Annotated in this window: 14 protein-coding genes; all 14 read left to right on the top strand. The window is 31.1% G+C overall.

The window, feature by feature from the left end; translation table 11 throughout:
• Nucleotides 1-3: 3 nt before the first annotated feature.
• The 14 genes from GILLI_RS16855 to GILLI_RS16790 all read left to right on the top strand — a co-directional run bounded on the left by GILLI_RS16855 (nucleotide 4) and on the right by GILLI_RS16790 (nucleotide 23,313).
• Nucleotides 4-642 carry a VapE domain-containing protein gene (locus GILLI_RS16855; protein WP_006990332.1) on the top strand — a complete coding sequence of 213 codons (639 nt, stop codon included), beginning with the start codon at nucleotides 4-6 and terminating at the stop codon, nucleotides 640-642.
• A 798-nt stretch (nucleotides 643-1,440) separates the two neighbouring features.
• On the top strand, nucleotides 1,441-4,509 hold the full coding sequence (locus tag GILLI_RS16850; RefSeq protein ID WP_006990331.1) for a type I restriction endonuclease subunit R: 3,069 nt from the start codon (nucleotides 1,441-1,443) through the stop codon (nucleotides 4,507-4,509).
• Between the two features lie 9 nt (nucleotides 4,510-4,518).
• Nucleotides 4,519-6,147, top strand: coding sequence for an HsdM family class I SAM-dependent methyltransferase (locus tag GILLI_RS16845; RefSeq protein WP_006990330.1), 1,629 nt, complete (start codon nucleotides 4,519-4,521; stop codon nucleotides 6,145-6,147).
• Complete coding sequence (locus tag GILLI_RS16840; RefSeq protein WP_006990329.1) at nucleotides 6,134-7,489, top strand: restriction endonuclease subunit S domain-containing protein; 1,356 nt, start codon at nucleotides 6,134-6,136, stop codon at nucleotides 7,487-7,489. Before GILLI_RS16845 ends, GILLI_RS16840 begins: the two co-directional genes overlap by 14 nt.
• A gap of 58 nt (nucleotides 7,490-7,547) precedes the next feature.
• Nucleotides 7,548-7,736, top strand: coding sequence for a hypothetical protein (locus tag GILLI_RS16835; RefSeq protein WP_006990328.1), 189 nt, complete (start codon nucleotides 7,548-7,550; stop codon nucleotides 7,734-7,736).
• A 241-nt stretch (nucleotides 7,737-7,977) separates the two neighbouring features.
• The gene (locus GILLI_RS16830; RefSeq protein WP_006990327.1) at nucleotides 7,978-8,409 is read left to right on the top strand and encodes a DUF4339 domain-containing protein; all 432 of its coding nucleotides are present in this window, start codon (nucleotides 7,978-7,980) and stop codon (nucleotides 8,407-8,409) included.
• 25 nt (nucleotides 8,410-8,434) lie between these two features.
• On the top strand, nucleotides 8,435-8,869 hold the full coding sequence (locus tag GILLI_RS16825; protein ID WP_006990326.1) for a DUF4339 domain-containing protein: 435 nt from the start codon (nucleotides 8,435-8,437) through the stop codon (nucleotides 8,867-8,869).
• Between the two features lie 114 nt (nucleotides 8,870-8,983).
• On the top strand, nucleotides 8,984-11,023 hold the full coding sequence (locus tag GILLI_RS16820) for a hypothetical protein (protein ID WP_006990325.1): 2,040 nt from the start codon (nucleotides 8,984-8,986) through the stop codon (nucleotides 11,021-11,023).
• Nucleotides 11,020-12,021: a hypothetical protein gene (locus tag GILLI_RS16815; RefSeq protein ID WP_006990324.1), complete on the top strand. Its 1,002-nt coding sequence runs from the start codon at nucleotides 11,020-11,022 to the stop codon at nucleotides 12,019-12,021. Before GILLI_RS16820 ends, GILLI_RS16815 begins: the two co-directional genes overlap by 4 nt.
• A gap of 16 nt (nucleotides 12,022-12,037) precedes the next feature.
• Nucleotides 12,038-12,727 carry an AbiV family abortive infection protein gene (locus tag GILLI_RS16810; protein ID WP_006990323.1) on the top strand — a complete coding sequence of 230 codons (690 nt, stop codon included), beginning with the start codon at nucleotides 12,038-12,040 and terminating at the stop codon, nucleotides 12,725-12,727.
• A 988-nt stretch (nucleotides 12,728-13,715) separates the two neighbouring features.
• Nucleotides 13,716-20,153, top strand: a complete 6,438-nt coding sequence (locus GILLI_RS16805) for an ATP-binding protein (protein WP_006990322.1) — start codon at nucleotides 13,716-13,718, stop codon at nucleotides 20,151-20,153.
• Complete coding sequence (locus tag GILLI_RS16800) at nucleotides 20,107-20,823, top strand: hypothetical protein (RefSeq protein ID WP_006990321.1); 717 nt, start codon at nucleotides 20,107-20,109, stop codon at nucleotides 20,821-20,823. The genes GILLI_RS16805 and GILLI_RS16800 overlap by 47 nt, the downstream gene beginning before the upstream one ends.
• Nucleotides 20,824-22,341: 1,518 nt before the next feature.
• Nucleotides 22,342-22,704, top strand: a complete 363-nt coding sequence (locus GILLI_RS16795; protein ID WP_006990319.1) for a hypothetical protein — start codon at nucleotides 22,342-22,344, stop codon at nucleotides 22,702-22,704.
• A 219-nt stretch (nucleotides 22,705-22,923) separates the two neighbouring features.
• A complete protein-coding gene (locus GILLI_RS16790) occupies nucleotides 22,924-23,313 on the top strand; it encodes a hypothetical protein (RefSeq protein WP_006990318.1) in 390 nt (129 codons plus the stop codon).
• Nucleotides 23,314-23,435: the final 122 nt, after the last annotated feature.

Raw genomic sequence — 23,435 nt, 5'->3', positions numbered from 1 at the left:
GGTATGACAGGTAACCAAAACAAATTATACGGAGTGAAAGAGCATAAGAAAAAAACAATTTATGACTACATCTTTGAGTACACGGTGGAAAAGTACGATATCCGTTTTGACGAATTGGGACAAGAGTTCCAGATCTCATGTAAAAATAAAAATCAATGGGAAATCCTTGATATTGATTCCTTCTTAATAGAACTAGACCAATACAACATTCAGGTAACTCCTGCCAAACTAGAAATATTTTTACGGTCTCAATTCATTGGTAAATTTAATCCTATTGAATATTATTTCAAATCAATCCCTGATTGGGACGGCGAAGATCATATCAAAGCCTTGGTATCTTATCTGCCTCTAAAAGAACCTGGTCTCTTCCTCTATCATTTTAAAAAATGGCTGGTGAGGGCTATTAAATGCTCAATAGAGAAGAACTACTTCAATAAGCAATGCCTGGTACTGGTACATTCTCAACAGAACTCGGGAAAGTCTACCTGGTGTAGGTTTCTCTGTCCCCCTACCCTTTTCAAATATTTTGCAGAAGACATGACCACAGATAAAGATGCCAGAATCCAGCTTACGAGAAACTTTTTAATCAATCTGGATGAATTATCTATTCTGGTGGGTATTTCGGAGGGACCATGCCACTGATTTCGGTCAAACAGTGCCACTTTAAAAGATACTGCAATTATATAAAAAATTGCCCTTACTTCTTTCAAAAAAAATAAAAGCAAAGATTTGGGATATGACAGAAGGAAAAACCGACCTGCAACTTAAAAAGGAAGGTATTTACAATAACGATTTGGAAGACTTTTTCCGCAAGATAAACTGATTTAATAGGATAAATCTCTAAAACACAAAGTTATCTTTACAACGTGGTAATAATATGAACATTCCTAACTATATTTCTATAAATCAGTTGTTTGCAAGCCCGGATTAAGACAGATAAACAAAGAATCAACTGCATACATCTCCCGGGACCCTTTTTTACACGTCAAACTTAATATTCGTTTGAAATTGTAGGCTATAAAGACAAAGCCTACATCTGCACGGGTTCGCTCTTTCCATCTTTGGGAAGAATGTGATAAAGCCCCATTGCTTCTTTATAGTTCCAAAGGGATGCTCTACAATGGCTTGCCCAAAGAATTGAATAACCGATTAAAAACGGTGAACTAACGGTGGCGGTTACATTGAAAAAATAAAAAGTAACCGCGGCGGTTAAAATGAGAGCAATGAAATTAACAGTGATTGCAAGGCACTACCAAAAGCCATCACTAACTTCTAAAAGCTGTTCATTTGCCGTTTTATACTCCTAAAATGACACTTTTTCAAACTACATAAGATTTATTTAATAGTTGTACAGTGATTTAATCTTCTTTTAACTAAATTAGACCTCGATTCTCGCCCTAATGTCAATCATTTGAAAAATATTCAATTAACCAATAATTAATGATTCATAACGAAGATTCAAGGGTTAAAATACCTTCCATATTACATTTAATGCAATTGGGATATAAGTATCTATCATTAAAAAATAATTCTTGGGATCAAAGCACCAACATATTTACAGAGCTTTTCTATAAACAACTTCACATTATCAATCCTGGATTATCAGAGAACGATATCAAGAAAGTGTATGATGAGGTTTCATTGTCATTAGAAAACGAAGATTTAGGACGTGCTTTTTATAATAAATTAATTGATCAATCAGGAGTTAAATTAATTGACTTTGAAAACTTTGACAATAATTCTTTTCATATTATAACAGAACTCCCATATCAAAAGGATGATGAAACCTTTAGACCAGACATCATTCTTTTAATTAATGGAATGCCTTTAGTGTTTATTGAAGTTAAGAAGCCTAATAATAGAAATGGTGTTCAAGACGAACATAAACGCATGCAAAGGCGTTTTCAAAATAAGAAATTTCGAAAGTTCATCAATCTTACGCAACTCATGGTGTTTTCTAACAACATGAAATATAGTGAAGATGACACTCAAATGTTAGAAGGTGCTTTTTATAGTACAACCAATTACCATAAACCTATATTCAATTACTTTAGAGAAGAAGAAACATTCGATTTGAATACGATTTTGAATCCAATTTCTGAGGAAGAAGAAAACGTGGTTTTAAAAGACACCAATTTATTGAGTATTAAAAATTCACAAGAATTTATCTCTAATAAAAATCCAAAGTCACCCACCAATTCTATTTCAACATCTTTATTTGAAAGAGACCGATTAAAATTTATTCTGCAATATGCATTAGCTTATGTAGAAGAAGAAAATGGGTTGGAAAAACATGTCATGCGATATCCACAGTTATTTGCAACTAAAGCGATTGAGAATAAGCTGGAGAAGGGTATTAAAAAGGGGATTATATGGCATACTCAAGGATCAGGAAAAACAGCTTTGGCTTATTTTAATGTAAAACATCTTACAGATTTTTATCAAAAGAAGAATATCATCCCTAAGTTTTACTTTATTGTAGACCGATTGGATTTATTAACACAGGCCGCTAAAGAGTTTACTGCTCGTGGATTAGTAGTTTATAAAATTGATTCTAAAGAGGCTTTTACAAAAGACATTAAATCAACCAAAGTCATTCACAACAGTTCTGGTAAAGCTGAGATTACGGTCGTAAACATTCAGAAGTTTAAAGACGATCCGGATGTTATAAAAAATAACGACTACAATTTAAGTCTGCAACGTGTGTTCTTTTTAGATGAGGTTCATAGAAGCTATAACCCAAAAGGTAGTTTTTTAGCCAATTTGGAATTAGCTGACAAACATTCGGTGAAAATTGGTTTAACTGGTACGCCTTTGTTAGGTAAAGAATATAATTCCAAAACCTTATTTGGAGATTATATTCATAAATATTACTATAATCTATCTATTAAAGATGGGTATACCCTGCGGTTGATTCGTGAAGAAATAGCGACTAATTACAAAATGGCTTTAAAAGAAGTCCTGGAAGAACTAAAAGTTTTAAAAGGTGACGCAGATAAGAAAGTTATTTATGCACATACCAAGTTTGTAGAACCTATGCTAGACTATATAGTTAGAGATATGGAGCAAGCAAGAATAGCTATGGATGACAATAGTATTGGTGGTATGGTAGTTTGCGATTCATCAGATCAAGCTAAGATGATGCATGAGATCTTTCAAGATAAGTTTGCCAATAAATTAAAGGGTTATTATTATCAAGCTGCTGAAGAGCCAGCGAGTTACGGAAGTAAAAAGAGAGGGGAAAGCAAAGTAAGCTCGGCACAAGTCATTTTACATGATGTAGGCACCAAACAAGACCGCAAGGATTGGGTTTCCGATTTTAAAGCAGGTAACCTAGATTTTCTATTTGTATATAATATGCTATTAACTGGATTTGATGCCAAGCGATTAAAGAAATTATACATTGGTAGAAAGATCAAAAGCCACAATTTGTTACAAGCACTAACACGTGTTAATAGGACTTATAAAAATCATAAATACGGCTACGTAGTAGATTTTGCTGATATTCAAAAAGAGTTTGACCAAACCAATCAAGATTATTTCAATGAACTGCAATCTGAATTGGGAGATGAAATGCAGCACTACTCCAACCTTTTTAAATCTGCGGAAGAAATAAAAGAGGAGATTGAAGAGATAAAAGATGTTCTTTTCAAATTTAATACAGAAAATGCGACAGTCTTTGGTGAGCAAATATCTGAAATCAATGAGCGCACAGAAATCCGCCAAATATCAAAAGCATTAAACAATGCCAAAGAACTTTATAATCTCATTCGGTTATCTGGTAATTTTGAGTTACTAGAAAAATTAGACTTCAGGAAACTATCTGTTTTATCTCGTCTGGCAAACGATAGGTTAAACTTAATAAATACAAGAGAAGCCTTAGAAAACAACGTAGAAACTACCAATATTTTAAACACGGCTTTAGAAGATGTTATTTTTGCTTTTACCAAGATAAAAGAAGAGGAAATGGTATTGGCAGACGAGCTTAAAGACATCCTACAAAAAACACGTGAAATGTTAGGAGGCAATTTTGATCCTCGCGATCCAATTTTTGTTTCTTTACGCGAAGAATTAGAACGTTTATTTAAAAAGAAAAATCTAAGTGAGGTAACCAAAGAAGAAATGGAAGCCAACATTAAAGCTTTAAATGATATTTACGATAAATCCAAAACCCTGGAGCGCGAAAACCGACTGCTGAAAGCAAAGTATGATTACGATGCTAAGTATGCACGCATACACAAGCGCTTAATGGAAAAAGACCCCTTAACTGAAAGCGAACGTAAATTATTTGATGCGCTAAAAGGATTAAAAACCGCTGTAGATAAAGAGATTTTGCAAAACTCAAAAATTCTAGAGAACGAGAGTTATGTCGAGAAAATGGTAATGCGATTGGTAATTAATCAATTTAAAACAGAACAAAATATAAACATTACTACAACAGATGTTAAACGCATTAATAGTATAATAATAAAAGAATATATGAACGAATACAACGGTTACGTTGCCTAAAAATAAAGCATGACTACAAACCAATTTGAAACCCAAACCAAAGCACTTATAGACGATCTTAAAAGCGTGTGTGCCAATTACGGTTTAGGAAATGACGGAAACGAATTTAAAATAATCTCCCAGGTATTTTTATATAAATTCTTAAACGATAAATACGTTTACGAATTAAAATTATTAGATCCTGATCTAGCCAAAGCGGATGATTTTGATGAAGCCTTAAAAAAATATTCTGAAGATGATCTAGAAATGCTCACGATGCAAATAAGCGAAAACACCGCGCGTATTGCACCTAAAAACTTATTGTCTCGGTTATTTGAACAACAAAATCAACCACAGTTTGCAGATATTTTTGACCAAACCCTATTGGATGTTGCTAAAGCCAATAACGATATTTTCTCTGTGCTTACTCAAGGTGGAGAAAAAATAGTATTGTTCGAGAACATTAGCAAGTATGTTTCAGACAATAGAGATGCCTTTTGCAAAGCCTTAGTGAACAAACTTATCACCTTTAGCTTTGAGCATATTTTTACACAGAAATTTGACTTTTTCGCGACTATTTTCGAGTATTTAATTAAAGATTACAACACCAATAGCGGTGGTAAATATGCCGAATATTTCACACCACATGCCGTAGCTAAAATTATGGCTTCCTGTTTGGTAACGGACACTAATGTAAACAATGTAACCTGTTACGACCCAAGTGCAGGATCTGGGACTCTTCTCATGAATTTGGCGCATGCCATTGGGGAAGATAAATGTACCATCTACTCCCAAGACATCTCGCAGAAATCCTCTGCCCTGTTACGTTTAAACCTTATTTTAAACAATCTGGTTCATTCCATACAAAACATTATACAAGGCAATACCATTCTAAGCCCGTATCACAAACAAGACAACGGGCAGTTAGAAAAGTTTGATTATATAGTATCTAATCCACCTTTTAAGTTGAATTTTAGTGAATACAGTGCAGATTTAGATAGCAAAGCCAATAAGGAACGCTTTTTTGCTGGTATCCCAAAAGTGCCCGCCAAAAAGAAAGACTCAATGGCTATTTACTTACTGTTTATTCAACACATCATACACAGTTTAAGCTCTAAAGGAAAAGCAGCCATTGTAGTGCCTACAGGTTTTATAACTGCACAATCTGGTATCGATAAAAAAATTAGACAAAAACTAGTAGCAAGTAAAATGCTATCAGGTGTGGTCTCTATGCCGTCTAACATATTTGCAACTACAGGTACCAACGTGAGTATTTTGTTTTTAGATAAAACCAATACCAAAGATGTGGTGTTGGTAGATGCCTCTAATTTAGGAACCAAAGTAAAAGAGGGTAAAAACCAAAAAACCGTTTTAAGCGATGCCGAAGAGCAACAAATTATAGACGTATTTAATGCCAAAGAGGCTAAAGACGATTTTTCTGTTGTGGTTTCTTATGACGATCTAAAAGCGAAAAACTATAGCCTAAATGCAGGACAATATTTTGAAGTTAAAATTGAATATATAGATATTACAGCAGAAGAGTTTACAGTGAAAATGGACGATTTTAAAAATGGTTTGAATAAATTATTTGATGATTCAAAATCAATAAGTCTGGATATTCAAAAAAATCTTAATAAAATAGGATATGAGAGGTTTTAGATTTGAAAGATTAAAAGATGTTGTGAAGCGTGTGAAAGTTGGATTTGTTGGTCCAGTGAACGATTTTTATTGTAGCTCAGATGTAATTGGTAGTGTTCCAATAATAAGAACAACTGATATTGATGATTTCAACTTAAAACAGTTGAAATATGTAACTCTACAGTTTCATAAGAAAAATAAAAAATCACAATTATTTAAGGGAGACCTTATTATCGCCCGTCATGGCTCAAACGGAAATGCTATGGTTTATGAACTTGAAGAAGAAGCTCAAGTTTTAAATGCAGTTATAATTCGCCCGGATGTTGATATAATATCTTCGAAGCTTTTAAAATTACATTTTGATTCTCCTTTTATTAAAGATCAAATAAAAGGATCAGTGAAAGGGTCTGTTCAAGGCGTTATAAACACTCAGCATGTCGCTGACTTAATGGTTCCTATTTTTGATTCAATAAATTATAGTAATGCAACAAAAATAATTTCTGATTTAGATGCCAAAATAGAAGTCAACAACAAAATAAATCAGAAGTTAGAAGCGATGGCAATAACGCTTTACGATTATTGGTTTGTGCAGTTCGATTTCCCGGATCCCAATGGCGAACCATATAAATCTTCGGGTGGTACAATGGTTTTTAATGAGGAATTGAAACGTGAGATTCCTGAGGGATGGGAGGTTGATTCTTTGTCGGCTTGGATTAAAAATGATAAAAGTGGAGATTGGGGAAAAGAAACAGAAGAAGGTAATTATGTAATCAAGGTGTCTTGTATTCGTGGTGCAGATCTAAATGGCTTGAACGGTAAAGGAGAAGTTAAAAGTCCTACACGATATGTTTTAGAAAAAAACAGCCATAAATTAATGGAGGTTGGAGATTTTATAATTGAAATTTCAGGAGGAAGTCCAACACAATCTACAGGTAGAATGGCTTTCATTACAAAAGAGACTATAGAAAGATTTGAAAACCCTTTAATCTGTTCAAACTTCTGTAAAGCTGTAACTCTGAAAAAAGAAAAAGCACTATATAATTTTGCATACGAATGGAATCGCTTATATGATGCAGGAGTTTTATTTGGTTGGGAAGGAAAAACTAGTGGAATTAAAAACTTATTATTCGAGTCTTTTGTTACCAATCATCAAGTTGTAATTCCTGACGATATAGTTATGGCGCATTTTTATGATTACGCAAAACCAATACAAGCTCAAAAGCAAACTTATCTAAAAGAAAATCAAAAACTCGCAGAGCTTAGAGATTGGTTATTGCCTATGTTAATGAATGGGCAGGTTACTGTGGGTGAGGCTGAAGAGCAATTGGGTATGGTTGCGGAGGAAAGAGAGAAGTATAATTAAATTTTCTAAAAACTTTATTTACATTTTTAGTTTGGTAGTTATATTAAAACAAAAAACTATGAAAAGAGTATTGTTAAGAAAGGAAATGATAGAACTGATTGCTTCAGATTACGGGTATGGTCCTGAAACAACAAATAAATTAAAGACTGAAACATTAATAGACGTTTGTAATTCAAGTCACTCTTATCTGTATTTACGTAGCTTACTTGAAAACGCAAATTCTGATATTTATTTGACAAATAATTGATCATCCCACTATACCAATTCCAAAATGTCACAGGAGTTAAGAGATGGGTATTACCAATAATTATGCATGGGTAGGCTACTAATGGTGAGGCTAAGGATGAATTGGGAATGGTTGGAGTTAAATATAAAATATAAATAGAGTATTCCTCATCGTATAGGCATTATGCCTTACTTGATAGATTCTAGGAAATGATTAATGATGACTGGGAACAAGACAATTTAATTAAAATACCTTATATCACATGGATAATTATTACTACTACATTAAAGAAGGAGAAAAGATAGGGCCATATACTACCTATGAAATTAAGAATCGGAATCTTCCAAACGATACATTAGTATGGAAAGAAGGAATGAACTCTTGGACAGAGTTACAAAATATCTCTGAATTTAGTATGAATTCGGAAGAAATTCCACCACCCATTCCTGTCACAAATAATGACTTAAAAGCTAATCCTATACAAAAGCCCCCAGATAACTATGTCAAACATATTGTTACTGCAATTGTTGTCGGCTTTGCCACTAAGTTTCTTATTTATCAATGGTATTTAGAAAATTATGATGGCCATTATGTCTCACAGGTGGCTAATAGTCGAAGTTATTTTATTGGCATTGCATTGTTTTTTGTGTCGTTAATTGTAACAAAGAAAATATTGAAAGTATTTATTAATTAAACAATTTGCCCCAAAATGAATACCTATGGAAAAATTATATTATTTAACAGAAGGAATAGACAAGGAGGGACCGTTTACCTTGCAAGAAATTAATAAGGATAAAATTTCTAAAAACACTTTAGTTTGGAAAAAAGGAAATAAGAATTGGTTGAAGCCTAATGAAATTCCTGAAATAAAAGTTTTAATCAGCACGGACTCTATAGATGAGATACCTCAAATTCCAAATAGAGAAGATCCTAAGGCATCCTCAAATGAAGTAGTCAAACGCATTGTGATAGGGTTAATTTTTGCTGTTATAGTGAAGTTAATTAGCTATGATTTAATAGTCAGTAATTTCGGAGGTCGCGAAAACATGAGCAATCATGCTTTTTCTGAAGCTAATACAGTAAGCTACTTTATGGCTTTTATAGGTTTTTGCCTCGTTGCAGTAATATTATATTTCAGCAGTAAAAAAAAATAATCGTTTAATCTTTCAATTGGTTATTAGCAATGTTAATGAATGGGTAGTTTACTGTTGGGAAGTATAAGTTGCAATTGTTTTGGTTGCAGAAGAAGTAGTTAAATATGGTAAAAGATGAGTGATTTTAAATTAATAGCGATTAGACCTTTAGAAGGGTGTGAAAGAAGATTCTTAAAAAATCTTGTTTCAAAGGAAATCTACCAATTTTATAATGATTACAAATTCAGGCTCGATGACTTAGAGAATAACATTGTTGAAATTGAAAACATCAGTACATATCCTGATAACTTTTTTCATGTCGATAGAATGTCTACTGAAAATTTAGAAGATATTTCAAATCCAATAAAGGTTAATATATCTGCGATTGTCGGCAAAAATGGAAGTGGTAAAAGTGCATTGTCTGAACTTTTTCTATATAGCTTATTCTTAATTTCTGACAAACTCAACTTTATTGACCAAAATCAATTTCTTAATTTGGACAGTTTAGAAAGTTTAGAAATTGAGGAGAAAAAAAATTATGAAAGAGATTCTAAGAAAATTTCAGAAGGTCTTAAGGTTGAGTTAATTTATCTGCTCGATGAGACCATTCATATTTTAGAATTACGGAATGGCAATTTATTCAAGATAAAGAGTGAATTCATAGGTAATAACTATTACTTTAAAGGAAATAAGAAGAAGGTAAACACTCGAGATGATCTTGAACCATTCTTTTATTCCATGTTAGTAAATTATTCTTTATATGGTTTTAATACTAATGAGATTGGAATATGGATAAAGGCTTTTTTTCATAAGAATGATGGTTATCAAATGCCAGTTGTAATCAATCCCTATCGGGAGAAAGGTTTAATAGATGTTAATAAAGAAACCTATCTAACTAGATCTAGATTACTAGCGAATATATTAAGTATAAATGACTATGATGATATTAATCCAAAAACATCAATTAGTAAAATTCAACTATTTTTGGGGGATAATAAAAACTATAAGTTTTTGGAATCAGGTGAAGTAAGATTTACCAGCAATTACATTCAAAAATTTCGGGAAAATATTATTAAACCACTTTATGCTTTGATGTTCAGTACTGAGGATTATCCAATAATAAAAGGTGGGATAATGGAACTTGCAGAGATCTACCTTATCCAAAAAATAATTACAATTCCTACACGATATTCGATTTTCTCTAATTATAATAGGAAAATTCGTAAAAAGGAAAGTCCGGATAATTTTAAAATAGTACAGAAAAATTCTAAGTCTTATGTTCAAGAACTTCATCAGGATAGAAGCCATATAACAATTAAGGTTAGGCAGACATTAAATTTTTTAAGAAAAGATATTTTTAATGTTTCTGAAGGTGATTCAAAAACCGAATTCAAACCTACAGATATTATTGATTCTATTAAAGAGCTACGACGAAATGATTGGTTTACAGATACTATAGATTACATTCCTCCTCCTTTCTTTGTTAGTAGAATACAATTTGAAGATGGTAGTTATTTTAATGAACTGAGTTCAGGTGAAAAACAAAAAATCTACTTTCTAAACTCTATTATCTATCATTTAAAAAATATAGATTCAGTGCATAAAAATAATTATAAGAATAAAAAAAAGGGGGTAGTTACCTATAATTCAATTAATTTAATTTTGGATGAGATCGAGTTGTATTATCATCCTAATTTTCAAAAAGACATAATTTTCGATTTATTAAGTTTTATTGAAAAGGCCAAATATGAATTCATTGATAACATTAATATTCTATTTCTCACCCACTCACCTTTTATTCTTTCAGATATTCCACATCAAAATATTTTAAAAGTAAAAGAAGGTAAGTCTGAGCCTTACCTTAAGCATAAAAAAACTTTTGGAGCAAATATATACTCACTATTGGATGATTCATTTTTTATGGATAACACAATGGGGAAATTTGCTGAGGAAAAAATGAAATGGGCCCTAAAAATTTTAGATCCTAAAGCTGAGAAAGCAATTTCAGATATAGATCGAGAACGACTTGAACAAACTATAGATATGGTCGGTGAACCAATGATAAGAGAACAATTAGAATATTTGTATAGAGAGAAGTTTGGTCAAGATGAGGTAGGATTTTTGACAAACAGAATTAAGCAATTGGAAAAACAAATAAAAAATAGCAAGAATTGATTCGAGTAAAAATTGACAATTTAAAGGTTGAAGAATACTTCAAAAAGATTAATACTAGTTTTGGTAAATATAAATCTGTTTGTAAAAAAATTAAAAATAAAGAAAGGTCACCTACACACAGCACTAACCTTGTTGTCTTATGGGAAATTAAAAACCAGTTAAAGGAAATTTTAACTGGTACGCCTAGTAATCTCGAACGGATTATAAAAGATTTCGAAAATAAAGGATATCAAGACACTATTTATGATTCCACAACAGAAAAACTCACTCATTTTGGAGTAGAATTAAAAACAATTTTTGATTATAAGAATTTTAGAAATAGTCAAAAAGCACTTTGGCTTGGAGAAACTCTTAACTGTAGATCTTGTACAAGTTGCAATACACAATTCACATTAGTAACTTCTCAGGCAAAAGGAGATAAATTATTATTTCATTTAGATCATTATTTTCCTCAAAGTGTTTATCCATACCTAAGCTTATCAATTTTTAATTTAATTCCATGTTGCTCTAGTTGCAATATGAGCAAATCTAATAAGCCATTTAAATTGGATAGTCATATCCATCCATATTTAGATGGATTGAACGAAATTGGAAAATTCAAAATAGACAAATATAGCCTTGTTAAATTTCTTATAGATCCGGAAAAGAATGAGGAAAAAATAGAGTACAAACTAAAAATTAGAGAAAAGTTTTCAGGGGATACTAGAATAGAAAAAAAGTTGGCTAATTATAAAACAGAGTTTCGCATCGATGAACAATACAAGCAGTTTAAAGATGTAGTTGCTGAAATGCATCTCAAATCTAAATTTTACAATACAGAGCGTAGAGTAGAATTGAAAGAATTTTTCGAAGAAAGTTCAATTAATATAACAGACGAATTAATAAACCGATTTATTTTAGGAAACTATGTCAGCGATGATGATCTATTAAAAAGGCCATTAGCTAAGTTCATGAAAGATATTGGAGAGGATATTAATTTGATACCCAAAAATCCCTAGCCAACTATTACCTTTTATGAAAACATTTTTCACGCTTACTCCGAAACAATCTGAAGGTCTAGATAGTGAAGTATATGATAATGCGAGGGATTTATGGCAAGATGCTCATTTGATTGTAGCAAAAAATAAATCCTTTAGTACCGCGACTTCCCTCATGGTTTTAAGTTTGGAAGAAACAATTAAGGCAATATTAATAAAACTTCATAGCGAAGGATTAAAAGTTTACGAAATAGAAGATGCTAAAAAATTCTTTAACGATCATAAAATTAGGCATCAGATAGCGCAGCTTATTGAAATAGGTCATGCTTTTTACGAGAGTTTCGAAAAATGGCAAAGTAGCGAATCAAAAAACTGGTTCGCAAAGGGATTTAAAATATTAAAAATTGGAGCTGTGATTTTAAAGGCTAATGATAACGTCAAAAACCTTGAAAAATTCAATGACTATAAGAATAATGGTTTATATGTAGGATATAGAGATATTCTAATTACGCCGGAAAAGACTGTTGGAACAAAAGAGTATTACGAAGTAAAGGAATTATTAGAGCGTACAGTTAGATTTTACAAGTTTCTAAGGATACTGTACCATCCAAAGTTAAAAAATCATCAATCCAAAAAGAAAGTTTCAGAAATTAGAGCTAATCTCAAATTATTCATTGATGAGGCTATGGTTAGCTTTTCCTTTAAGAAACTTAAAGTTAAAAAATAATTCAAGAAATAAAAATTTATTTATTCACTTGCCTTTAACCTAAAGCACGCCATTTGGTGTCACTTTTTTAACAAAAAAAAGGCTTTGAATGGCAGGACAGAAAGAAAAAATATTACTCAGACAATTAAAACTTTAAGAACAACTTAAAATAAAATGTGGAAGCGCACACTTTCTAGATATCGAGAATGCAGATTATAAAGTTGTTAGTGAAATTTAGCATTTAATTGATTAAGTATTTTTCTAACAGTTGAGAACTGTCAACGATAATGCAACTAAAAAAACACCTCTAAAATTAAGAGGTGTTTTTTAGGTAGGGTTTCAAAATCTTTATCCGATAGCAATAAAAAGTTACGCAAATCCCTTCTTGCTTGGTTATCTGCATAGTTCCTGGATTTGGTAGAGGCATATTTGTAGAATTTTCAATTAACTACGTCATCAGAGTTGTTTTAATCATAAAATCACCACATTTAGCTACGCTTATATGGCTTTTGTCTGAAGGCTGCACATCAATGTATAGGATATCGTTTTTTTCTTACCGCTTTCACCTCTATAGCAATCCCCTAAACAACAGTAGAGATACTATGAATCCTTTCTTGCTTTTGGTTATTATAGCCCCTGTAAACTCGTCTGTTTCTGTTTTGTATTGCCCATAGGATAGGGATAAGCTTATACATATTAATAAAGTAAGTAATATTTTCCTCGTGTTGTTGGTTTTAGTTTTAGTGATGTGTTTAATATTTCTTTAGTAAAAACTTAGTGAACTGGCGTGAGGCAGTTTGATAAACCTCTACAATACCTTAAATTTTAATTCAATTAAACAGCAGATTTAAAAAGGGAAAATTAAATAGAAAAATAGAGCTGTAGCGTCACCTGATCGCAAAAAGTATCTTTGTTTCAAAATATTGAAATTATTTTCATTTTTTCGATTTTCCTCATTTTTCTTTTGTTTACTTTGTTTTATTACGCTGAATTCAAGTTAAAAACATAAATGCTAAAAAGAAAAACAATACCTGATGCTGATTTATCAAATGCTGGAGATGATTTCCATATTCTCTGGACAATGAAAAAGTCTTTTGACCTTTTAAACTTTGATGAACATGGATTAAAAGCTATTTATATTGAAGGAGTTGAGAATACAGTATCAAAAAATGTAGACCCAACTGGTGAAAAGTTGTTAGGTATTGACTTATCGGAATATTATGGTTCGGAAGAATTTATTAAAGCTGATAAAGTAGTTATATCACAATTAAAATATAGTACTCGTAGATCGGATAAACCTTATACTTATTCAGAACTTTATAAGGGCAAAAAAAATAAATCTGCTGATGGTTCATTGATTCATAGGCTATCTACTATTTTCAAAGCATTCAAGGATGAATATGGGAGAGATTTAGTTTTACAAAAGGTGGTACTAAAACTTGTTACCAATAGAAGCTTCAATGCAAATCAGTTACAAACTATAAAAGATATTCAACTATATCTAAAAACAAAGAAGAGGGAAATTAGTTTTAATAAAGTTTTAGAAGACAATCCTTCTAATTCTAAATCTTTGACAAGACTCTTTGAGGCTTCTAAATTAAAACTTAAAGAGTTTACCGATTTTTTTAGATTATTGGATTTTGAAGATTGTGGAACCGATTCAAGATACTATTTGAAAATAAACTTGGTAAAAGCGATTTCAGACACCAGTATAACATCAAGAGGTCAATACAATGAGTTATTCCAATTAATAAACAATAAAACATTACCTGAGTTTAGAAATCAAAGATGTATAAATTTTACAGATATAATTGCTAGTCTAGATTTTCATATGGGAGGAGTGGAAAACTTGTTTCCTGTAACTCAAAATTTTGAAAAAAAGAAAGACGTTGTTGTTCGAGAGCAATTGAAAGATATTTTGCTAAAAATTGAAACAAATACTAACTTTCTTCCTATCTGTATACATGGAGGCGCCGGAATAGGTAAGTCAACATTAGTGCAACAGATAGAGAAAAATTTTCCCCAGTATTCTGAGTGTGTTACTTTTGACTGCTATGGAGCCGGAGCTTATCAAAACCCTATAGATAAAAGGCACTTACATAAGTATGCACTTTTGCATCTCTCAAATGAATTAGCTAAAAGATTAGGCACAGATTTTTTAATAAATAAAAATGAAGCTAGCGAAGTCTATTTAAAAGAATTCAGAAAAAGGATTGTAAATGGAATTGAAATTTTACAAAAAAGAAATCCTAAAGCAACTTTAACATTAATAATTGATGCTGCAGATAATAGTGTAACAGCTGCCCATAATAATGGGGAAAGAAGCTTTATAGTTGATTTGTTAAATATAAATATTCCTAGAGGATGTAATTTAATTGTAACTACACGAACCTACAGAAAGGAAACGTTAAGTTTACCTGATAATTTTGTAGATATTGAAATTCTACCATTTAGTTTAAATGACACGAAACAATTCATTACCTCTTATTATCCTAAAATTTCCGATAATGAAATAAAAGATTTCCATAAATATACAAATGGAATACCAAGAGCTCAATTTTATTCCATTAGTTTAAAAAAACAAGGGATTGTAGAAATAATCAATTTTCTTAAACCAAACGGTAAAAAGGTTGAAGATCTGATACTGGATAAAATAGAGATAGCAAAACGAAATTTAGGTAAATCAGAAAAACTCCTATTAGACAAATTCTTTCAACTCTTAATTACATTACCAAGACCAGTTCCAATAGAATATTTAGCCAACATACTAGATGTTAATGTTAATTTTCTAGTGGATATTTCTTCAGAAATATGGAATGGTTTAATATATGAGAATAAGCATTTTGAATTTAGAGATGAAGATTTCGAAAACTACATTAGAGAAAATTATTGTGCTAATGATAAAGAATTAAAAAATATTGCCGATATATTTTTATTTAAATCAAGCGATGAAGAATATGCTTCAATCAATTTGGGTTATATTCTATTTATCGCGAAACAATATCCTAAACTAAAAGAAATTGTACTCGAAAGACAATATTTAGATAACCCTAAAGATCCCATAAGAAATCGCGAAGTGTATATTAATAGGACCAAATTTGCCATGAAGGCCTGTGGAGAAAAGGATGATAATTTAACCTTTTTTAAACTTACACTGATAGCTGCTGAGGAATCAAAAACAGATAGGGCATTGAAAGGTCTATTAATTGATTATCCAGATTTAGTTACCAATTTTGGCGATACTGCTTCTTTAACTCGTTTAAAATTAAATTCTGATGAAAAATCTTGGGCAGGTTCTTTCCATTTAAAACTAGCAGGATTTTTATCAAGAAATTCATCTAATAAAGACGAGGTCTTAAAACATTTAAAAACTGCTAGGGATTGGTTGAACTGGAGGTTTAATTCCAAAGAAAAGGAAGAAGATTTTAAAAATAACTATAAAGTTTCTAGCATTGACATTGCATATCAAGCTGAAGCTGTATTAAGATTGTTTGGAGTTAGTGAAGCTTTAAGAGCAATAAATAGTTGGACCCCAAGAAGAGTCCGATTGCCATCTGGTGATTATTTGGTCGAAAATTTATTAATTGAGAATAATGAAGATGATATAACAAAGTGGTTAAATGAAACACACTTTAGCATAGACGTCAGAGTTTTCCTAATATGTAAATTTTTTAAATTCAATAAAAAAATTGATTTTAATTTAGATAAAACCGCAGACGACTTTTTAAGAGCTTTGCGATTAATAAAGAAAAAACTAGACTTAAATTTTAATCTACTTATTGTTGAATTTTCTGAAATTTTAGCCTATCACAAGATTGATACTGCAAAAATTTTACAGATTTTATCTTATATAAATTATTCTTTTCCCGACAGAATTCCTTATTTCCATAGTCTCTATTATAGAGATAATGATGGGCAAGATTTAGAGCTATCATTTAAAATAGAAACATTAAAAGCTTCATTTGATAACAAAGCTTTGCAATTAACAGATGTTTACCCAGAAAAATTTAAAAACATTGATGATGTAAAAGATTATAAAAAGAAAAACTCACTTGAAAGTGATAAACGAGAATTTACTAGCTTATTTAAACATGTAACCCCGATATTTCAATTAAGAGCTAATATTTTATACAATCAGGAGCGAAATCATGAAAGCTCAAAATCATTTAAAGAAATATGCATTCAGCTTGACAATGATTATAGTTTTAGTTATGAAAATGGACATTGGGCTACTGAGAGATTAGGATATTTATGTGATTTATTAGCTATAATAATTTCTCTTTTAGAAGAGAAAGATTTAGTTCAACCTTTAATTTCAGCTTTTGATAAAAAGGCTAATAAATTATCTATAAGATTCTCCATAATTGAAAGAACTATACATTTAAGAGCTTTTGTTGAGATAAACTTGCAATTGTTTGAAGAACTAGATAATTTAATAAAGGATAGCACCTTATCGTCAAATGATATTGTTGAAAAATATATTAAATGCACATTACTAGCTAGAAAAATAGATAAAGAAACTGGACAATATTTTTTTGAAGAAGCTGTAAAAGCTGTTAGCGAAATTGACCTAGAAGCATATACCAAGATAGATTGTCTATCTGGTTTTACGGAAGAAGGAATTACTAAATCAAATCCCAAATTGGCTTATGAGTTTTCTAGATTCATAGAGCATTGCCATATACGGCTGCAAGGTAACGACAATTTTCCTTACACTTCAGCCTTGAAGGGTATAGCTAATCTGGATTTAAGCTCAATTTATTCAGTAATGTGCAGATGGCAAGAAAGAGGCGTTATTAGCCTCACTACTTATACCATTACATTGTTAAAGATATCTCTTGAAAAAGGCTATATAAACCATCTAGATGCTAGTGCTTTACTTCCCATGAGTTCGTATCATAATTCTTTTGAAGATTTGGTTGAATTTTACAAGTTTATGTTATTTCGCTTCAATGAAGCTAGAAATATCAATAATAAGACATTATTTGTAAAAACTTTATTTAGGGATTGTCTGCTGTCTCAAAATATGGCATTAATTCAAGTTCTCTATGATGAGATTAAACCTGGTGCATTTATAGAGCAAGATGTTATTTTAGAAATAAAAGAATATTTAGATTTTAGATCTAATTTATCCCCAGCTAACAAAGAGTCAAATTATAAAAATGATTTTTCAAGAGAAAATTATATCCATAATATTGATATAGAAAATTTAAACTTTTCATCTACTAAGCAATTGGAGGATGCTATTGGTAAAATTCTCAATAATAGTAAAACATATTATAATAGTTGGGCTATAGATAATTTTCTTTTAGATGTAAAAAACAGATGTACTTCCAGCGATTATATAAGTCATCTTAACGCATTAGTTGATATTAACTCTGAACTTATAAGTTTTAATTCTTTTGAAGAAGCTTTAAAAGAAAGATTGGAAGATTGGACCATGCATTTCTCGGTAAAAAGATGGAAGAGAGAAAAATTTAAATATGTATTACTCAATTGGTTCGAATACTTCGACAATGATAATAGTCTAAGCATTTGGAATATTAATAAATTTGCTGAAATGTTCAATATCGACAAATCTGAACTAAGTGATACAATTGTAAATATTATTCCTGAAAAAATAGAAGTGCTTTCAGATGAATCAATCTATAGTGCCTTTCATTTAATTAAAGATCGTTTATCAAAAGAAGAAAATGAAAGTATTATTGAATGGATATTGTCTAGATGGAATTCAAATATAGATTCAAGCTTTGGAGATGGCTTATGGAATAAAGAACTAGCTCCTCCTCCTAATTCAAAAGAGGTTCTAATGCACTTTTTAAGATTTTCTCTCGGACAGCCTGATAAAAATTTAAGATGGAGAGCAATACATTCTATAAGGAGACTCTTTATGTACGGTGAGACAGAAATTTTAGAATTTTTATTGAATAAGCAAAATACTGTGAACTGTTTACCTTTTCAGAATAGAAACTACATATTTTATTGGATTTCTGCAAAGTTATATTTATGGATTGCAATTGAACGGATAAGTTCAGAATCTCCTGAAAAATTAGGGGTATTTAAAGATTCATTTTTGCACGAATTAAAAAACAATGATTTACCTCATGTGCTAATTAAGTATTATATAAAAAATACATGTTTAAATCTTATATCTTATGAAAAAGATATTTATGATCAAAAGGATATTAAATTCATTAAAGATTGTCTAAAGTCAAAATTGAAAAAGGTTATAGAAAAGCGATTATCGAGGAAACAGAGAAAGTATCAATCGCAAATTCATGATAACTGGAGGTTTCATTTTGATACTTTGGATGTTTTACCATATTGGTACAGCCGTTTGGCTAGAGTATTTAATCTATCTGAATATGATGTTGCGGATTTATCAGATAAATATATTGTTGAAAATTGGGGTTATTTAGGAGATACGTCAGAAGATGATTATACATCTCAGTATGAGTGGACATTAAAAGACAAGAGACATGGGTCAAATCCTACCGTTGAAACGTTGGACACCTACTTTGAATATAATGCAATGTTTTGTTCTGCTCACGATTTACTTTTAAAAGAGCCTCAATTGGAAAGTGAATATAATGATTCTTGGGATTCTTGGGAATACTGGCTAGAATCCAATTCAAACACTTGGAATAAGTTTTGGCTTTCTGATCTAAGGGATTCTACACCTTTGGAAGGTAAATTTTGGAAAATAGAAAATGAAAAGTTTGATGAAAAATGGCGAGATAATATTGATGATGAAAAATTAGATCTAGAGGTTATTAATAATGAAGCAAATTGTTTAATTCCTTATGCAGGATATCAGAGATATATTGGAGAAAATACTGAATCAGTGAGTATTCGTTCTGCTTTAGTTTCTGAAAAAGGTTCTGAAGCATTAATGAGAGCCCTACAATCTGCAAAGAATCATCACGACTACGCTTTCCCAATGGAGAAAAGTAATGAGGAATTTGAAATAGATAATTACGGTTTTGCTTTTGAGAGTTGGTTATATACCGAAAATACTGAAAGGGAAGGTCTTGATTCACACGATTATTTATCCAAAGACACGGGCAAGAATATCATCAGGATTGGTGAAAAAGTCAAAAAAATATTTCCAATAAGTTTTAGCGAAAACAATAAAAAGGGATATTATAATGGGAACTTAATTTCTTCTTATCTAAATTGGAACGAAATTAATGACCATAGGAATAGAAGTTCTGATTTACTTGAAAGTGGGGGGGCAATATTGAAAGTAGATATTGACTTTGTTTTAGAACTATTAGGAAACACTAAAAAGAACTTAATCCTTGAGTGTCATATTACTAGGCAGTTAAAGGAAAGAAGCTATAATTATGATGATAACAAAACACCTTGGGAAACTACTAAACTATATTTAATTAAACCAGATGGGAGAATTAGAACAATCAGAGGAGGAGATATTAAAATTAGGTAAAAAAATAATATCTGAACTGGAACTTGATTATACAGTAAACACATTGGCTAGATGGATGGCTCATTATTTAGCAGAACTAATGGGCTCAATTGAAGCATGTAAATCCGAAGATGATAAAATTAAATTGCAAAAAGAGTGTTGTAACTTAATACTTAAATTATGGAAAAAAAAAGACAGCCTTCCTTTTCAAAAACCACTAGATAATGCTCAAGAATTTCTTCAAATCTTAGCTGTACTAAAAAAAGGAAAAGATAGGACATCCTTAATGCCTAGATGGTTGGAGTATCATTCAATTTCAGATGATAGCCACTGGTTACATTTTGTACAAAAAGTAAAGAATAATTCCGAAAAAATATTTTATCATGCTTTTGAAGCAAATTTGCATAGAGACTTATTGCTTAAAAATAACGAATGGCTAAATAACCATAAAGATTTTTTGACAGATGTAGAGAAAGAACTGATAGAACATCTAAATTCGATTGCTAAAATTGATTTTTTATCAGGAGTAGTGGATTTAAATGATAATTCAAAAGAAAAAAAAGTGAATAATGAAGACAGACTGAACTTTGTTTTTAAAGAAATAGAAAAATTAATCGATGAGGAGAGAAAAAGCTTAGAAGAGTTAAAGAGAAGTGTTTTTAAATCATTGAAAGAAAAAGAGACTAAATAATATATTGTGTAATATAAAATTGAATATTATATCAATACAAACAAAAACAATAAACTACTTCAAGCTTCTGGAAATTCATTTATATCAAATCCGGAAAAATAGTTGAAAGAATAAAAGGAAATAAAAATGGGGTAGAAATTAGGGTTTACTAGCTCAATTGGATATAATGCCATTAAGATGGCTTTGTAGCCTGTATTAAGACTGATAAACAAAGAATCAACTGACCATACACTTCCTAAAATATGGCTACAGGTTATTGATTAAAATTTTGCGGTGTTGACAAACGTTTCTTTTCAATTATTACGTTTTTAATTTTGCAATTGGAGTCCCTTTTAGACTCTCTTTAACTAAATTCGAAATAAAAACAGCAAATGATTCAATGTTGCCTTCAAAACTTACTTGATGAATTAGCCTAGTATGTCGTATCTTAATTAGCCTTGCGTGATGTGATAAAATTAGCCCTTTATGCAAGTTCAATTTAAGATACTATAAATGATAAGTTCTAATGTTTAACCACCGATTATATGATCAACAAATATATACTTTTATCATTCCAATTTCCCGGGATAAAAGCAATGCTTTACCCCTAATATTGGGATTGAATTTTATTCTTTTTTACCTCATAGTGTATAATTAGTTCAATAATATAGTTTAATCCGAATTAAAAGGAAATGGTTGATTTGACGAAGAATTTCAAAAAATCAATATTATAATGAATTCACCAGTGAATAAATATTAAAAAAAAATGAAGAGATTATTATTGCTATTTTTTGTGTTATTTTCTTGTACCTTTTTTGTACCTCGCTATTTTCCTTAGCAATAGCAAGGCTTAAGTATTTCTGTATTGGCAAATAAACAAATCAGTTCGGTTCTCGATACAAATTCGAATCTGCCCCCGCAGCATCAAATTCACTCCTGACGGGGATTCTATTGCGTAAAAAAGCACATAGAGGTCAGCGCGGATTTGCAATCCGTAACAACCTCCCTCCGTTATAAAGCTCAACACTCAATACTCGTCAATGATAGCCTGCCCTGCGTCAGTTCGATTTTTCCTAAAGCCAAGCGGAGGGGAAAATTGTATCGAGAATAAGACCTGGATAAACTCGAAGAATTATTACAGCTGCGAAGGAATATCCACGCAGCTAATGAAATAGAACTTAATACTTTATTTGAGAAATAGCCTGTAGATAACTTCTGTTAATCGCAGATAGCAGGTATTACAGTGAAAAGTGATATTTTAGACATCAAGTAACAAACAATCAAGCCGACAAGTTCACGTCCATCCTCCACCCTACTTCCGTAAATCAAGACAGTGGGGTAAAATTTTGATGGATAAATCAGAAATTTTAACGTGAGCTTCACTATCATTCTATGTATTTTCTTTATTTTGTTTTTATAAAAAACAGCCGTATAAATATTGTTTATTCGTAATTAAAGCACCTTATATTTACATAATAAACATTTAAGAGGGATTCCCGAATTGATTTAAACATTGTTTAACCTTTAAATTCAAGCAACATGAAAAACGTATTCATTTTACTAATACTTTTATTAATGTCAAATATTTCTTTTAGTCAAGACAAACGTGAAAATTTGAAGCCTGGGGATATCCTATCCATTAATAAGGATTTTAATATCCCTTTTAACCATCTATACTTCCCAAAGACAAACTTTATTATTAAACGAGGAGCCATTGCGAACTATAAATCTATGGACGGAATGAAAGTGAAAATTGTAGAAATATCCGAAGACGCTACAGTAAAGCTAACTCCTTTGAATGGCAGGAGGTTTTTTAATAGGTTTTCGTATGTTAAAGCTGATTTAGAAAAAGCTTTGGAGAGCAATGAATTAAAGCAGCTCATTATTAATAACGAATCGTAGGCTCTCGCATAAGGCCAATAAATTTATTAAACATAGTGCGAGACATTGTAAACCCCAATGGTTCGTGCATTTTTGGGAAGTCGCCAAATTTTTAAATTCGACTTATGTTTATCCGAAACGAAAGTGCTTATTTCCTGCACTACGTTTCATATACAAAACCCTTACCTGCAAACCGGGAGCAGCCGTGTAGGTAAACGAATTAATTAACTGAAAAGTAGAATGCCTGAAACTATAGCCAAATTTGTCATTATAAGCTTTGGTATCTTTTTCATTGCCGCCGGATTAATTATGGCTTTTCGACCGCAAATAGCAAGGTCCATGTTACGAAAAGCGGGAAGCACAACATTCATTAATTATGCTGAATTATCTATTCGAATGATTCCCGGAATTGCCTTTATCGTTTATGCTGAAACCTCTAAGTTTCCACTGACATTTCAACTTGTTGGTTGGTTCATCTTAATCTCCTCAATACTTCTTATGATTATACCAAGAAGGTTACACCATCAATTTTCCCTTGGGGCAGCAGAAATATTAAAACCGATCTATTTTCAGCTTATATCTCCGCTATCAATTTTGATAGGCGTATTGATTATCTACACAGTTACCTAATTTGTAAATTGTTATTGAAAGGATGTGGCGCGGTTTTATAAATATGATAGTAAGAGAGAAAAAATAAAAAATGCCGTTTGCCAAACTTGTAAACTCCTGTGCAATTTAAATTACTTGCCATC

The organism is Gillisia limnaea DSM 15749 (genome assembly GCF_000243235.1).
In the GTDB taxonomy this organism is placed as follows: domain Bacteria; phylum Bacteroidota; class Bacteroidia; order Flavobacteriales; family Flavobacteriaceae; genus Gillisia; species Gillisia limnaea.
The sequence above is the reverse complement of the archived record's forward strand: the minus strand, read 5'-3'. Positions and strand labels throughout refer to the sequence as shown.

Bases quoted from the DNA above. Each gene is read 5' to 3' on its own strand.
- GILLI_RS16805 (WP_006990322.1), top strand. From the start codon at position 13,716: ATGCTAAAAAGAAAAACAATACCTGATGCTGATTTATCAAATGCTGGA.
- GILLI_RS16830 (WP_006990327.1), top strand. From the start codon at position 7,978: ATGGATAATTATTACTACTACATTAAAGAAGGAGAAAAGATAGGGCCA.
- GILLI_RS16825 (WP_006990326.1), top strand. From the start codon at position 8,435: ATGGAAAAATTATATTATTTAACAGAAGGAATAGACAAGGAGGGACCG.
- GILLI_RS16835 (WP_006990328.1), top strand. From the start codon at position 7,548: ATGAAAAGAGTATTGTTAAGAAAGGAAATGATAGAACTGATTGCTTCA.
- GILLI_RS16800 (WP_006990321.1), top strand. From the start codon at position 20,107: ATGGGAGAATTAGAACAATCAGAGGAGGAGATATTAAAATTAGGTAAA.
- GILLI_RS16850 (WP_006990331.1), top strand. From the start codon at position 1,441: ATGATTCATAACGAAGATTCAAGGGTTAAAATACCTTCCATATTACAT.
- GILLI_RS16845 (WP_006990330.1), top strand. From the start codon at position 4,519: ATGACTACAAACCAATTTGAAACCCAAACCAAAGCACTTATAGACGAT.
- GILLI_RS16840 (WP_006990329.1), top strand. From the start codon at position 6,134: ATGAGAGGTTTTAGATTTGAAAGATTAAAAGATGTTGTGAAGCGTGTG.
- GILLI_RS16855 (WP_006990332.1), top strand. From the start codon at position 4: ATGACAGGTAACCAAAACAAATTATACGGAGTGAAAGAGCATAAGAAA.
- GILLI_RS16820 (WP_006990325.1), top strand. From the start codon at position 8,984: ATGAGTGATTTTAAATTAATAGCGATTAGACCTTTAGAAGGGTGTGAA.
- GILLI_RS16810 (WP_006990323.1), top strand. From the start codon at position 12,038: ATGAAAACATTTTTCACGCTTACTCCGAAACAATCTGAAGGTCTAGAT.
- GILLI_RS16795 (WP_006990319.1), top strand. From the start codon at position 22,342: ATGAAAAACGTATTCATTTTACTAATACTTTTATTAATGTCAAATATT.
- GILLI_RS16790 (WP_006990318.1), top strand. From the start codon at position 22,924: ATGCCTGAAACTATAGCCAAATTTGTCATTATAAGCTTTGGTATCTTT.